Consider the following 12,582-nt stretch of genomic DNA (forward strand, 5'->3'; position numbering starts at 1 on the left):
CAGCGCGAACTCCGACAGGAAAACGTCAGCCAGCGCAAACACGGCCAGGCTCGACGCCGATGGTGGAGGCGAGGCCGGTGACCACGTTCGTGATCAACCTGGCCGCGATCGCCGTCGACGTCATCATCATGTCCTGCGTGCTGCTGCCACCCGTGTTCCGCCGGGCCGCGCAGTTGTTCCGTCGGGTCCGCAGGGACATCCGCCGCTGGAACCGAGAACGCCGACAACACAGGGACGAGCCACCCACGACCCCGACGACGCAGGCCACGAGGAGCGCGCGTTGAAGATGCAACCGGCCGCCCGGATCACCGGACGGCTCCGCCAACAGATCGCCGCCGACCTGAAGAAGAAATACGAGAAAGGAGCGAGCATCCGTTCCCTGGCGAGGTCCACGGGCCGCTCTTACGGATTCGTGCACCGCATCCTCATCGAGGCCGGAGTCCAGCTCCGCGGACGCGGTGGCGCCAGGCGAAAGACCACCCGCATTGGTTGTGCATGACGAGGGAGTTGCCGACCGGCCGTTCGAGGATCACCTCCTCCAGAATTACGTGGTACTGCAAGGGGGTCGCTCTGGTGAGGACACGCTGACGCGCCAAGCGGGCCAGGACACGACGTTCCACTACGTCGGGTGCGAGGCCAGGACGTGCGCCGTTGATCAGGGCTCGCGTGTGGTCGGCTGTCTGCAACAGTCCGGGGACGAGCATGGTCTCGAACTGGCGGTACGCCACGAGCGCCGCCTCGATGGTGACGAACTCGTGGAAGTCCTCGGGAAGGTCCTTGCGTATCGCCCGCCAGTACCCGCGTTCCCTGGTCGTGGACGCGAGGTCGAGAAGCCATGCGCGGAGGCTCGCGTGCTCCACCCCCCAGGGTGGACGAACGGGGAACGGGCACCTGTGGGACTCGGTGGTGCCTGACCCGTCCGGGAGGACACCCCTGTGCGGCGAACCGGAGTTCGCCGCACTCCTGAAGAACATGGTCGCGGATGACGCGCCCCGGTTGTTCGCGGTGGTGTTGGAGTACGGCGAGCGGGTGGACGCCCACGTCGCCGCGTGGGGGTTGGCCTTCGCGGACCACGCGGAGGTCGTATCGGCGGAGTCGAAACTGTGGATGAGTTCGCGGGATCCGGAGAAGGCGCTACGCGCCTTCCGGTGCGGTCGTCACATCCGCGCTCGGTTGGTGTGGTTCAACCCGGACGCGGCGACGCCGCCGGGTGAGGGGTGAGGGGCGGATCGCGGGGAAGTGGCCTGCGGGCAGGGAAAGGCCCAGGGGGAACAACGGGTCGGGGTCCCCCTGGGCCCGCGGTGGGAGCGTGGTCAGGAGCGCGCCTTCGCGGTCTCGCGCGCGTTGGCCTTCTTGATCGCCTCGACGAGCTGGTCCTTGGACATGGTGGACCGGCCGCGGATGTCCAGCTTCTGCGCGATCTTGTAGAGGTGGTCCCTGCTGGCGTTGGCGTCCACGCCCTGCTCGGTGCGTTGGCGCGGGACCTCGGCCTGTCCCGGCTTGGCGCCGCCCTTCCGCTTCGCGCCGCGCGCGGCCTGCGGGTCGGAGGGACCCTTCTCCTTCTTGGGCTCCCAGTGGTCGCCGACCTTCTCGAAGGAGTGCTTGAGCGCCGCGAACGCGACGCGGTGGGCGCGTTGCCCCTCGCCGTAGGTCTCGACAGCCGAGTCGTGCGCCTTGATCCAGGTCCGTTGGGCCTTCTTGGGCGAGCGCTCCACAGTGGACGGGAGTTCCTCGCGGCCTGGCATGGTTCCTCTCCTCCTCGCCGTCATCCCGTGCCGCGCGGGGCGGACGGGCCGCCGTCGCCCAGCAGCTCCAGCACGTCGGCCGAGACCGCCACCGGGTCGACGTCCGCCACGAACGACACGTCGTGCGGGCAGCGCGGCCCCGTGGGGTCCGTGCACGCGACACCGCACTCCGGGCACCTCGTGGTCCAGGAGATGTGCACCCGGTGCTCGCCCCTGCCGAACGGCCCCGCGTTGATCACGTTGCCGCACCAGTAGACCGAGACCGTCGGCGTGCCCACGGCCTGCGCGACGTGTCGCGGCCCGCTGTCGTTGGCCAGCACCGCCGTGGCCCTGGCCAACACCCCGACGAGCCCGGACATGCTCAGCCGGCCGACCAGCGAGCGCACCGCGCCGTGCCGGCCGACGGGCAGCATCGCCAGGCACTCGCGGACCACCTCGGCCGCCGGCGCGGCGTCCGCGTCGGTGCCGATCACCGCGACCCCGGCGCCCTCCTGCGCCGCCACGGCCGCCACCCGCGCGAAGTGCGCCGCCGGCCACCACCGCCGCGTGTCCCCGGCGCTCGGGTGCACCACGAGCAGCGGCCGGGGCAGGCCCCGCAACGCCTCGTCGGCCTCGGTCAGGTCCTGCTCCGTGACCGACAGCCACGGCTGGAGGACCGTGGGCGCGGCCCCCACCAGCCCGACGATCTCCAGCATCCGCAGCACCTCGTGCTGGTAGTAGCTGAACGGCAGCCACCGGTCGAGCGGCGCCGCGTCGGGCGTGCGGGCTCCCACCGCGCAGCGGACCCCGAACCGCTGGAGGAACGGGTTGGACCACCGTCCCCCGCCGTGGAGCTGCACGCCGAGGTCGAACCGCTCCGCCCTGGTGGCGGCGAAGAACCGGCGCAGGGTCAGGGGATCGCCGCGCACGTCCGGTCCCGGATCGTGCACGCCCTTCACGGGCGGCAGGGTGACGGTGCGGTCCACCGGACCCGGCCGCGACGCCAGCAACTCCCGTTGCCACGCGGGGCCGTAGAGCACCATCTCCGCGTCCGGGTACGTCTCGCGCAGGGCGTGCATCGCCGGCAGGGCGAACACGAGATCGCCCAGTCCGCCGCCGCGCAGCACCGCGATCCGCTCGACACCGGGCACCGGCGGGCCCAGTCGGCCCACCGCCCTGGCTGGTTCCGGCGACCAGCCGGTCTCGGTCCTCGACGTGATCTCGTACGGGGTCACGGGCACGGCTGACCACCTCCTGCGAGGCGGGTTCCCCCGCCCACAGGCGTCAAACCGGCGCCGTCGCCGCATGGCGGCCGCGGGACGGGGTACTCCGCCGCTGCGACGTCGGCGCGCCCGTGCGCCAGCCGGCCGGCGTCGCGTGTGGCCGCACAGCTTCGGCGCGGGCGCCCCGGCCGGGGCGCCCCATGATCATCGGAGGTGCCATGACCAGCACGTTCGCCGCCCGTCCCGCGACGGTCGCCGGAACCGCCGACGCGGAGGCCGTGCGTTCGGCCAGCGGGGGCAGGGAGGTCCTGCGGGTGACCAACCCGGCCGACGGCAGCGAGGTGGGGCGGGTGCCGATCGCGGGCGCCGAGGAGGTGGACGCCGCGGTCGCGACGGCCCGCGCCGCGTGGCCGGGGTGGGCGCGCATCGACCCGGGCGAGCGCGGGCGTCTGCTGCACGAGGCCGCGGCCGCGGTGGCGGACGCGGCCCAGCGGCTCGCCGAGATCCAGCACCGCGAGACGGGCCGGCCGCTGGCGGAGGCGCTGGCGGGCGCCAGGGCGGGCGCGTCGACGTTGGCCCAGTACGCCGAACTGGGGCCGGTGCACCGCGGTCGCTCGCTCATGGGCGCCTGGACGGCGACGGATCTCATGGTCCCCGAGCCCTACGGCGTCGTCGTGGCCCTCACCCCGTGGAACGACCCGGTCGCCATCGCCTGCGGGTTGGTCGGCGCGGCGGTGGTCACCGGCAACACCGTGGTCCACAAGCCCAGCGAGAAGTGCCCGCAGACGGGCTTGGCGCTCAACGAGCTGATCCGCGAGGTGTTGCCCAGGGGCGTGCTGGTGTCGGTGTGCGGTGACGGCCTGGTCGGCGCGCAGCTCGCCGGCCACCGCGACGTCCAGCTCGTCGCGCACGTCGGCAGCACGGCGACCGGCAGGGCGATCGCCGAGGCCGCCGCGCGGACCGGGGCGAAGGTGCTGCTGGAGAACGGCGGCAACGACCCGCTGCTGGTGGACGAGGGCGTCGACCCGGTGTGGGCGGCGGAGCAGGCCGCGGTGGGAGCCTTCACCAACGCCGGCCAGCTCTGCACCTCCGTCGAGCGGATCTACGTGCACCGAGGGGTGGCCGACGAATTCGTCGAGGCGCTGGTGGCGCAGGCCCGGCGTCGCGTCGCGCGGCCGTCGGGGCCGGAGGAGATCGAGATGGGGCCGCTGGTGGACGTCGGCCAGCGGGAGCGGGTCCACGCCCACGTTGCCGACGCCGTGCGCTCCGGGGCCAGGGCCTTGGTCGGGGGAGAGGTGCCGGAGGGTCCCGGCGCGCACTATCCCGCCACCGTCCTCGTGGATTGCGCGCCGGACATGCTCGTGATGCGGGAGGAGACCTTCGGGCCGGTCGCCCCCGTCCGCGTGGTCGACGACTTCGCGCAGGGGCTCGCCGAGGCGGCCGAGGGGCGCTACGGCCTGGCGGCGACCGTGCTGACCCCGTCGATGGAGCACGCGCAGGCCGCGTGGCGGGAGCTCCCGGTGGGCACCGTCAAGGTCAACGCGGTCTTCGGCGGCGCGCCGGGCGGGGCCGCGCAGCCCAGGGGTGCCAGCGGGACCGGGTTCGGGTACGGGCCCGAGCTGCTGGACGAGATGACCAGGGTCAAGGTCGTCCACGTCGGACCGCCCACGCGTGGCCGGCGGGGATGACGACGTGACCGGGGCGTCGCCGACCCGGGTATGGGTCACCCGGGCATGGGTGACCGGGACGTCGCCCACCGGGACACGGGTGACCCGGGCATGGGTGACCGGGGCGTCGCCGACCCGGGTATGGGTCACCCGGGCATGGGTGACCGGGACGTCGCCCACCGGGACACGGGTGACCCGGGCATGGGTGACCCGGACGTCGGTGGCCGGGCCGGCGGTGGCCGGGACAGCGGGCGCGCGGGGCGCTGGCGGGTCAGCCGCCGGTGGGGGCGGCGTCGCCCAGCGCCTCCCGCACCGTCGCCCGGATGTCGAGCACGTCGACCAGCCCGGTCGCGGTCAGCGGGCGGATCACCGCCCTGGTCGTGCAGACCAGCCGGAACGGCACCCCCGACTCCCTGGCGCGCTGCGCGGCGGCCACCAGGACGGCCAGCCCGCTGGAACCGAGGAACGTCACGCCGGACAGGTCGACGACCAGCAGGTCGGGGCGGGCGTCGAGGTGGTGCTGGAGATGGGTGCGCAGGGTCGGTGTGGTGAGCATGTCGACCTCGCCGCTCACCGCGACCACCCTGGCGCCGTCGAGATGGCGGACGCTGAGGTCGATGACCTGTTCTGGCGCCGCGTCGCCGGTGGGACCGTCGGACGGGGGCGCGGGGTGCTGGTCCGGGTTCATCTCGACTCCTCCGTGTCCTCCGTGCGGTCGTGGCCCTCCGTGTTCTCCGTGCGGTGGACCGTGCTCGCCGGCCGCGTGGACTCCGTTCGCCGGCCGCCGTGGGGCGCCGTCACCGATCTGGACCTCCCGTCCGCCCGCCGTGGGCGTCGACTCCGTGTCCGCTCCACTTGTTCCGCTCGTTCCGCTCGCCACCGGGGGCGCCGTGGGCGTCTCCGGTCCGACACGCGCGGCCGGACCGTCACGTCCGGCCCGCCGTCCGAGCCTCCGTCCGACCCGACGGTACGACCTGGGGAACGACCCGGCCCGTCCGACCCCGCACCCGGTGTCCGGCGGGCGCCGTCCCCGACGCGTCGTCGTTGGCGTCGTTCGGGGGCCGCCCGCTCCTCGTCCGCACCGTCCGGTGCTCCCACCCACCGCCTCGGGTGCTCGTGAGCGCGGCGCGCTCCTTCCGCCGCGGGACCGGGCGGGCCGTGGAGCGTCTGGCGACGCGGACGCCGCCGAGAAGGCCGACGCCGCTGGGGAAGCCGCCGTGGAGGACGACGTCCGCGATCTCGGCGGGCGCTCCCGCCGTCGCCGTCGGCGCCGCGCCACCGATCTCGTCGATCCGACGCTGGGTGGTCCACCCCGCCGCCGCGCTGCCCACGGTACGGAGGCGGGACGAGGGTGACAACCGCTCTTCCGGGTTGCTGCTCCCCGGCCGGCGCACGACGCTGCGACGTGCGAGCGGGTTTCACTCGCCGGAAAAGGGGGCACCGCAGAAGTGCGTTCCTGACGCGGGTGACGGTGTTCGTGACACCCGGTGACCACTACGAGATCGACAGCCGTGGGACGGGACTCGGGCGGTGTCGACAAGGGTCGACAAGGGACGACAGGGGCCGGACGGGGCGGGTCCGGGGTCGTCGCGTTGGTCGAGGCGGGCGGACCCGGGGGTGGGCGTCGTCCGTGCCGACCGGCCTCGACCGTTGGCCCGCGACTCGCCCCGCGACCGCCGGCGGCCGTGCGCGCCAACAGCGGCCACCAGCCCGACTCCGCCCCCAGCTCGACACCACCTGACACACCACTCGACACCGATCGAGACCGATCGAGACAGCCGCGACAGCACGACCAGTCATGACCAGCCACGACCAGCCACGACCAGCACGGAGGTGAGCCGTGATCCCCGGACAGCGCGTGCCCGCACCGCCGTCGACGGCGGTGCGCGGGGTGGCCAGGCGACGAGCCAGGCCCCACCGGCATCCCGCCGCCGACCAGGGCGGCCCCGTGCCCTGGTCGCGACTGCGTCGGGTGCTCGCCGTCCGGCCGGACAACCTCGGCGACGTCGTCATGCTCACCCCCGCGCTCCGCGCCCTGCGCCGGGCGCTGCCGGTGGAGGCCAGGATCGACCTGCTCGCCTCCCCGGCCGGGGCCGCCGCCCGCCAGCTCCTGCCCGACGTCGACGGGATGCTCGTGGTGTCCCCGTCCTGGCAGGACGCCTCCGGCCGGGCGGAGGCGGACCCGGTGCGCGCGGCGTGGCGGGAGCACGCGCTCGTGAAGATGGTGGCGGCGCGGGACTACGACGCGATGCTGGTGTTCACCTCCGCGCGCCAGTCACCGTGGCCGGCCGCGCACGTCGGGATGCTCGCCGGCATCGGGGTGCGGGCGGTGCACTCCACGGAGTTCGGCGGCGCGGTCGCCACGCACTGGGTGACCCCGCCCTCGGAGCGCACCCACCAGGTCGACCGGTGCCTGCACCTGTTGGGCGCCCTCGGCGTCCCTGACGCCGGCCGGGAGCTGGACCTGCGGGTGCCGCCCGAGGCGGAGGTGGCCGCGACGGCGGCGCTCGGCAGGGCGGGCCTGCCGCCGGGCGCGCCCTTCGCCCTGCTCGCCCCCGGCGCGTCCTGCGCGACGCGCCGGTACCCCGCCGACCGCTTCGCGGCCGTCGCCCGGCACCTGGCCGAGGCGGGCCTGCCGACCGTGGTCACCGGGTCGCACCGCGAGGACGCGCTCGTCGCGCGGGTGGTGTCCGAGGCGGGGCACCCCGGTGTGCGCCCGCTGGAGCAGGTGGGCGTGCCGGTGCTCGCGGCCGTCGTGGCCAGCGCGCGGGTCGTGCTGTGCAACAACTCCGGCTGCATGCACCTCGCCGACGCCCTGGGCACACCCGTGGTGGTGGCGTACTCGGGCTCGGAACGGCTGGGCGACATGCGGCCGCGCGGTGTGCCCGCCGCGCTGCTGCGGCGGTCCGTCCCGTGCTCCCCCTGTCGGCAGTTCCGATGTCCCTACGCGTTGGAGTGCCTCGACATCGGGCCGGACGAGCTGGCGGTCGAGGCGTTGCGGCTCGTGGGCGACGCACGCGACGAACGTGACGGGCGTGGGGAGCGGGAACCGGAACCGGTGTCGGCCGGGGAGGGGAGGAGCGGATGAGCACGACCCCGCTGACCGCCGACCTGCCGCTGCGGTTGGCCGAGCGCCGGCCGCGCGTGGTGGTGCTCGGCGACGCGATCCTCGACGGGTGGTTGTCCGGCGAGTGCCGGAGGTTGTGCCGGGAGGCCCCGGCTCCGGTGCTGGAGGTCCGCAGCGACGCGTGCGCCCCCGGCGGGGCCGGCAACAGCGCGGCGAACCTGGCGGCGCTGGGCGCCGTCGCCGACCTGGTCACCGTGGTCGGGGACGACGAGGACGGACGCCGGCTGACGGCGGCCCTGCGCGACTGCGGGGTGTCCACCTCCGGCGTCCTGGTCGAGCCGGGGCGGCGCACGGTGGCCAAGCGCCGGCTCGTGGCCGGGGAGCAGCTCGTGGCGCGGCTGGACGAGGGCGACGTGGGACCGCCCCGCCGGCGGACGCGGGAGCTGGTGGACCTCGTCCTGCGCCGGGCCGCCGAGGCCGACGCGATCCTGGTCGCCGACTACGGGCTGGGCGTGTGCTGCCAGGAGGTCCTCGACGCCCTGCGGGACCACCGGGACGAGTTGCCCCCGCTCGTGGTGGACGCGCACGACCTGCGGCCGTGGGCGCGGGTGCGCCCCGACCTGGTCACGCCGAACGCGAGCGAGGCCGCCGCGCTGCTCGGCGACGGCACGGGGGAGGACCTGGCGCCCTCGACCGACCCGCACCAGGCCGAACGCCGGGTGGCCGCGGTGGAGCGGGCCAGGGCCGAGCTGCTGCTGGCCTGCGGCGCCGGCGCCGCCGTGGTCACGCTGGACCGGGTCGGCGCGGTGCTGCTGGTCGGCCCGGACCCCGAGGAGCACCCCGCGCACCGCACGTGGGCCGAGCCCGCGCCGGAGAGCCACGCCAACGGCGCGGGTGACACCTTCGTGTCCGCCATGACCGCGGCGGTGGCGGCGGGGCTGCCGCTGGCCACGGCCGTGGAGCTGGCCCAGCTCGCGGCGGACGTGGTGGTGCGCCGCCCGGCGACCTCGGTCTGCACCGCCGCCGAGCTGGCCGAGCGGCTGGGCCGCAACGGCCCGGTCGACCCGGAGCACCTGGCGCGGCTGGTGGCCGAGCACCGGGCCGCGGGCCGGCGGATCGTGTTCACCAACGGCTGCTTCGACGTGCTGCACCGGGGGCACGTCGCCTACCTCAACCAGGCCAAGCGGCTGGGGGACGTGCTGGTGGTCGCGGTCAACGACGACGAGGGCGTGGCGCGGCTGAAGGGGCCGGACCGCCCGGTCAACCCGGCCGTGGACCGCGCGGCCGTGCTCGCGGCGTTGAGCTGCGTGGACCACGTGGTGGTGTTCCCCGAGGACACCCCGGCCGCGCTGCTGGAGCGGCTGCGGCCCGACGTCTACGTCAAGGGCGGGGACTACACGCCGGAGATGCTGGCCGAGGCCGGGCTCGTGCGCCGGCTCGGGGGCGAGGTGCGCATCCTCGACTACGTGCCGGACCACTCCACGTCGGCGGTGATCGCCCGGATCAGGGCGGGGGAGGCGGTGCGATGACCGGTCACGAGGTCGACGTGCTCATCCCGACCCGCGACCGGCCGACCGAGCTGGCCACCGCGCTGGCCGGGCTCGCCGCGCAGGACGGGCCGTCGTTCCGGGTGCTGGTGAGCGACCAGTCGGACGGCGCCCCCTCCTACGCCACGCAGCCGGCGCGGTCGATGGCCAGGGTGCTGCGGATGCGGGGCCGGCCCGTGACCTTCGACCGGCACCTGCCGCGCAGGGGGCTCGCCGAGCACCGGGCGCACCTGCTGTCCCTGGCCCGGTCGCCGTACGTGTTGTTCCTGGACGACGACGTGTGGCTGGAGCCGGGGACGCTGGCCAGGCTGCACCGGGCGATCCGGGTGCTGGGGTGCGGTTTCGTCGGGGCCGCCGTGCAGGGACTGTCCTATGTGGACGATGTGCGGCCGGGGGAGCTGGAGCCGTACGAGGAGTGGTCGGGGCCGCCGGAGCCGGAACGCGTGCGGCCCGGGTCGCCGGAGTGGCGGCGCTGGACCCTGCACAACGCGGCCAACCCGACCCATCTCGCGCAGCGGCTGGCGTTGCGGCCCGGGGAGTGGCGGGCCTACAAGGTCGCGTGGGTCGGGGGATGCGTCCTGTACGACCGCGAGGCGCTGGAGTCCGTCGGCGGCTTCGACTTCTGGCGGGACCTGCCGCCGGACCACGCGGGGGAGGACGTGCTCGCGCAGTGGCGCGTGATGGCGGAGCGCGGCGGCGCGGGAATCCTCCCCAGCGGCGCGGTGCACCTGGAGTCGCCCACGACCGTGCCCGACCGGCGGGTGCAGGCGTACGACGTCGTGGCCGGGCGGACCTGAGCCCAGTGCGGGTGGGCCGCTGGTCGACCGTGCCCGCCACCCGCCGGACGGGTCTTGGTGGACGGCCCGCTGCGGAAGCGGCCGATGACGTGATCAACCGGTTCGCGCTGGCGGTGTGCTGGTGGGCGCGAACGGTGCTGGGGTCGACCGCCACCTCCCGGTCGGATTCGTTGATCACCTCGGCGACCACTCGCACCCGAATCGCCAGAGCCAGGGTTCGGGTGCGTGACCACCGCCGGAGCGGGTTGTCGTCACGTCTTCCAGGACCCATACCGTTCCGGCGGGTCACGCCATGGTCTGTCCTCAAGGCCAGATGAGCTGGTTGCCAGGTTGATCACGCCTCGGTGGGAGACGGCGGCCCTGCCGTAGCGGGGCGATCGCGCGGGACCGCGTGAGCCCGGTTGAAGCGGCGTTCGACCACGGTGCGGCGTGGGTAGGCGGCGGGTCGAGAGTCGCGGGAGCGGCCGAGGGCGTGATCACCTGGCTCCTGGTGCCCGCCGCACGATCCGCCGTCCCTGTGCGGGACGTGGAGGTGCGGCGGGCGCTACTGCCCCGGGCCTGCGCGGTGTGCTCGTGGGCGTGCACAGTGCTCGCGCACAGTACTGGGGTCGACCGCCACCTCTGGGGCGGGTTCGTTGATCACCTCGGCGACCACTCGCACCTGCTTCGCCAGAGGGCCTGTGCCGTGCCGGTAGGTCACACCGCACCCGTCTTCGCCTGGAACAGCCATCCCGTTGATCACAGGATGCCTCGTCCACCTGTGGGTGCCTCTTCGCGCCGGAGGCGGACAACAGCCCCTCGATTGGCTGCCACTGCTCGTCGGTCAACTCGTGCTCGCGGACGACGCTCCGGGATCAAAGATCAGCCACACCAACTTTGGCGAGCCCGGTCGAAGCGGCGTTCGACCACGGTGCGGCGTGGGTAGGCGGCGGGTTGAGAGTCGCGGGGGGCGGCCGAGGGCGTGTTCATCTGGCTCCCGTGCCCGCCGCACGATCCGCCCTTCCCCGTGTGGGACGGGGTGCGGTCGCCGTGCTGGTGGGCGCGAACGGTGCTGGAGGCCGGGACCTCCCGGTCGGATTCGTTGATCACCTCGGCGACCACTCGCACCTGCTTCGCCAGAGGGCCTGTGCCGTGCCGGTAGGTCACACCGCACCCGTCTTCGCCGTGAGCAGCATCCCGTTGATCATGCGACGTCTCATCTACCTGTGGGTGTCCCTTCGCGCCGGAGGCGGGCGGTAGCAGCTCGATCACCTGCCCTGCTCGCCGGTCAACTTGTGCCTGCGGAGCACGCTTCAGGATCAAACAGATCAGCCACACCAGCGTTGATGAGCCCGGTTGAAGCGGCGTTCGACCACGGTGCGGTGTGGGTAGGCGGCGGGTCGAGAGTCGCGGGAGCGGGGCCGAGGGCGTGATCATCTGGCTCCTGGTGCGCGCCGCACGATCCGCCCTCCCCGTGTGGGACGGGGTGCGGTCGCCGTGCTGGTGGGCGCGAACGGTGCCGGAGACCGGCACCTCCCGGTCGCGTTCGTTGATCGCTCGGCGATCACCCCGCACCCCTGTCATCAGGGTGAACAGGATTCCGGTGGGACGACCACCGCCAGAACCGGTTGTCGACACCTCTCCCAGGGCTGGCCTACGCCGTTCCGGAAGGCCACGCCACACCCGTCTTCGTCTGGAACAGCCATCCCGTTGATCACCCGGCGTCCACCTGTGGGTGTCGTCGCTTCGCGGCGGAGGCGGGCAACAGCCCCTCGATTGGCTGCCACTGCTCGTCGGTCAACTCGTGCCCGCGTACGACGCCCCGGGATCAAACAGATCAGCCACACCAGCTTTGAGGACAGGCCCTGAGGCCGCGAGCGCTTCTCCGGGCGCTGGCCGAGCGCGGGTCAGCCCGCGGTGTGTCGCGGGACCGGGGGACCAGATGCCCAGGTGAGGTGAATCGCAGGCGGACAACGCGCCCTTCGTGGCCGCGTCTTCCGATCGTCGGAAGGGGAGAGGCCGACGCTCGGAGGTGAGGCCGGACATGGGGAGGCACGACAGCTCGCGGCGCGGACGGGGCTCCAGTGGCGACGGCGGCGCTGGCCGCGCGGGGCACTGGCTGGAGCCGGTGATCGGGACGATGGCGATCGTCGCCCTGTCCGCCACGCTCGTCGCCGCGTTCGAGGACGACGCGCCGTTGGTCCAGCTCGGCGACATCCGACCGCCCTCAGCGCCGGCCGCGCCGCCGACCTCCACCCCGCTCTCGCCGTCGTCCGGCCTCCCGCTCCCGCCGGGAGCCGCGGGAGGCGTCGCGCGGCCCTGACCCGTCGCGGTCGTCGGGTCATGGCCGGCCCCGCGCGAGGCGACGGACAGCCTCGGCCCCCGGCCCACATACCGGGACGCGGTGGGGAAACGGCAGGGGAGGGAGGGGCGCCCGCGAGCGGTGTGACACCGGGCGCTCCGGCCGGGTGAGACCAACTCCTTGACCGTGCATGCGCCACCTGATGCGGGGCTGCCTTCCCCCGCTTCCGGGCCTAAGCTGCTGATCAGCACGTCCATCCAGGACGACCTGACCCGA

12 protein-coding genes are annotated in these 12,582 nt (G+C 74.2%); 8 read left to right on the forward strand and 4 right to left on the reverse strand.

What is annotated here, in order from left to right:
* Positions 1-77: 77 nt before the first annotated feature.
* Both LX15_RS06830 and LX15_RS06835 read left to right on the forward strand, forming a co-directional pair.
* Positions 78-284, forward strand: a complete 207-nt coding sequence (locus tag LX15_RS06830; protein ID WP_253668641.1) for a hypothetical protein — start codon at positions 78-80, stop codon at positions 282-284.
* Between the two features lie 2 nt (positions 285-286).
* Positions 287-499 (forward strand): helix-turn-helix domain-containing protein, encoded by a 213-nt coding sequence (locus LX15_RS06835; protein ID WP_253668851.1) that lies wholly within the window; start codon positions 287-289, stop codon positions 497-499.
* Here LX15_RS06835 and LX15_RS33020 read toward each other — a convergent pair.
* Complete coding sequence (locus tag LX15_RS33020; protein ID WP_253668642.1) at positions 426-860, reverse strand: Scr1 family TA system antitoxin-like transcriptional regulator; 435 nt, start codon at positions 858-860, stop codon at positions 426-428. The two genes, LX15_RS06835 and LX15_RS33020, sit on opposite strands and share 74 nt — an antisense overlap.
* A gap of 46 nt (positions 861-906) precedes the next feature.
* Between LX15_RS33020 and LX15_RS06845 the strand changes: the two genes are divergently transcribed.
* The gene (locus LX15_RS06845) at positions 907-1,221 is read left to right on the forward strand and encodes a hypothetical protein (protein ID WP_308213419.1); all 315 of its coding nucleotides are present in this window, start codon (positions 907-909) and stop codon (positions 1,219-1,221) included.
* A gap of 92 nt (positions 1,222-1,313) precedes the next feature.
* Here LX15_RS06845 and LX15_RS06850 read toward each other — a convergent pair whose 3' ends face one another.
* A complete protein-coding gene (locus LX15_RS06850; RefSeq protein WP_253668644.1) occupies positions 1,314-1,745 on the reverse strand; it encodes a ChaB family protein in 432 nt (143 codons plus the stop codon).
* A 20-nt stretch (positions 1,746-1,765) separates the two neighbouring features.
* Positions 1,766-2,965: a glycosyltransferase family 9 protein gene (locus LX15_RS06855; RefSeq protein WP_253668645.1), complete on the reverse strand. Its 1,200-nt coding sequence runs from the start codon at positions 2,963-2,965 to the stop codon at positions 1,766-1,768.
* 200 nt (positions 2,966-3,165) lie between these two features.
* Between LX15_RS06855 and LX15_RS06860 the strand changes: the two genes are divergently transcribed.
* Positions 3,166-4,635, forward strand: a complete 1,470-nt coding sequence (locus LX15_RS06860) for an aldehyde dehydrogenase family protein (protein ID WP_253668646.1) — start codon at positions 3,166-3,168, stop codon at positions 4,633-4,635.
* Between the two features lie 250 nt (positions 4,636-4,885).
* Here the strand turns inward: LX15_RS06860 and LX15_RS06865 are convergent, their stop codons facing one another.
* Positions 4,886-5,302 carry an STAS domain-containing protein gene (locus LX15_RS06865; protein ID WP_253668647.1) on the reverse strand — a complete coding sequence of 139 codons (417 nt, stop codon included), beginning with the start codon at positions 5,300-5,302 and terminating at the stop codon, positions 4,886-4,888.
* A 1,152-nt stretch (positions 5,303-6,454) separates the two neighbouring features.
* Here LX15_RS06865 and LX15_RS06870 point away from each other — a divergent pair.
* The 4 genes from LX15_RS06870 to LX15_RS06885 all read left to right on the forward strand — a co-directional run bounded on the left by LX15_RS06870 (position 6,455) and on the right by LX15_RS06885 (position 12,327).
* Positions 6,455-7,702 (forward strand): glycosyltransferase family 9 protein, encoded by a 1,248-nt coding sequence (locus tag LX15_RS06870; RefSeq protein WP_253668648.1) that lies wholly within the window; start codon positions 6,455-6,457, stop codon positions 7,700-7,702.
* Positions 7,699-9,210 carry a D-glycero-beta-D-manno-heptose 1-phosphate adenylyltransferase gene (gene rfaE2 / locus LX15_RS06875; protein ID WP_253668649.1) on the forward strand — a complete coding sequence of 504 codons (1,512 nt, stop codon included), beginning with the start codon at positions 7,699-7,701 and terminating at the stop codon, positions 9,208-9,210. The genes LX15_RS06870 and rfaE2 overlap by 4 nt, the downstream gene beginning before the upstream one ends.
* Positions 9,207-10,025: a glycosyltransferase family 2 protein gene (locus LX15_RS06880; protein ID WP_253668650.1), complete on the forward strand. Its 819-nt coding sequence runs from the start codon at positions 9,207-9,209 to the stop codon at positions 10,023-10,025. Before rfaE2 ends, LX15_RS06880 begins: the two co-directional genes overlap by 4 nt.
* A 2,023-nt stretch (positions 10,026-12,048) precedes the next feature.
* On the forward strand, positions 12,049-12,327 hold the full coding sequence (locus tag LX15_RS06885; protein ID WP_253668651.1) for a hypothetical protein: 279 nt from the start codon (positions 12,049-12,051) through the stop codon (positions 12,325-12,327).
* Positions 12,328-12,582 lie beyond the last annotated feature (255 nt).

Source organism: Streptoalloteichus tenebrarius (assembly GCF_024171885.1).
Classification (GTDB): domain Bacteria; phylum Actinomycetota; class Actinomycetes; order Mycobacteriales; family Pseudonocardiaceae; genus Streptoalloteichus; species Streptoalloteichus tenebrarius.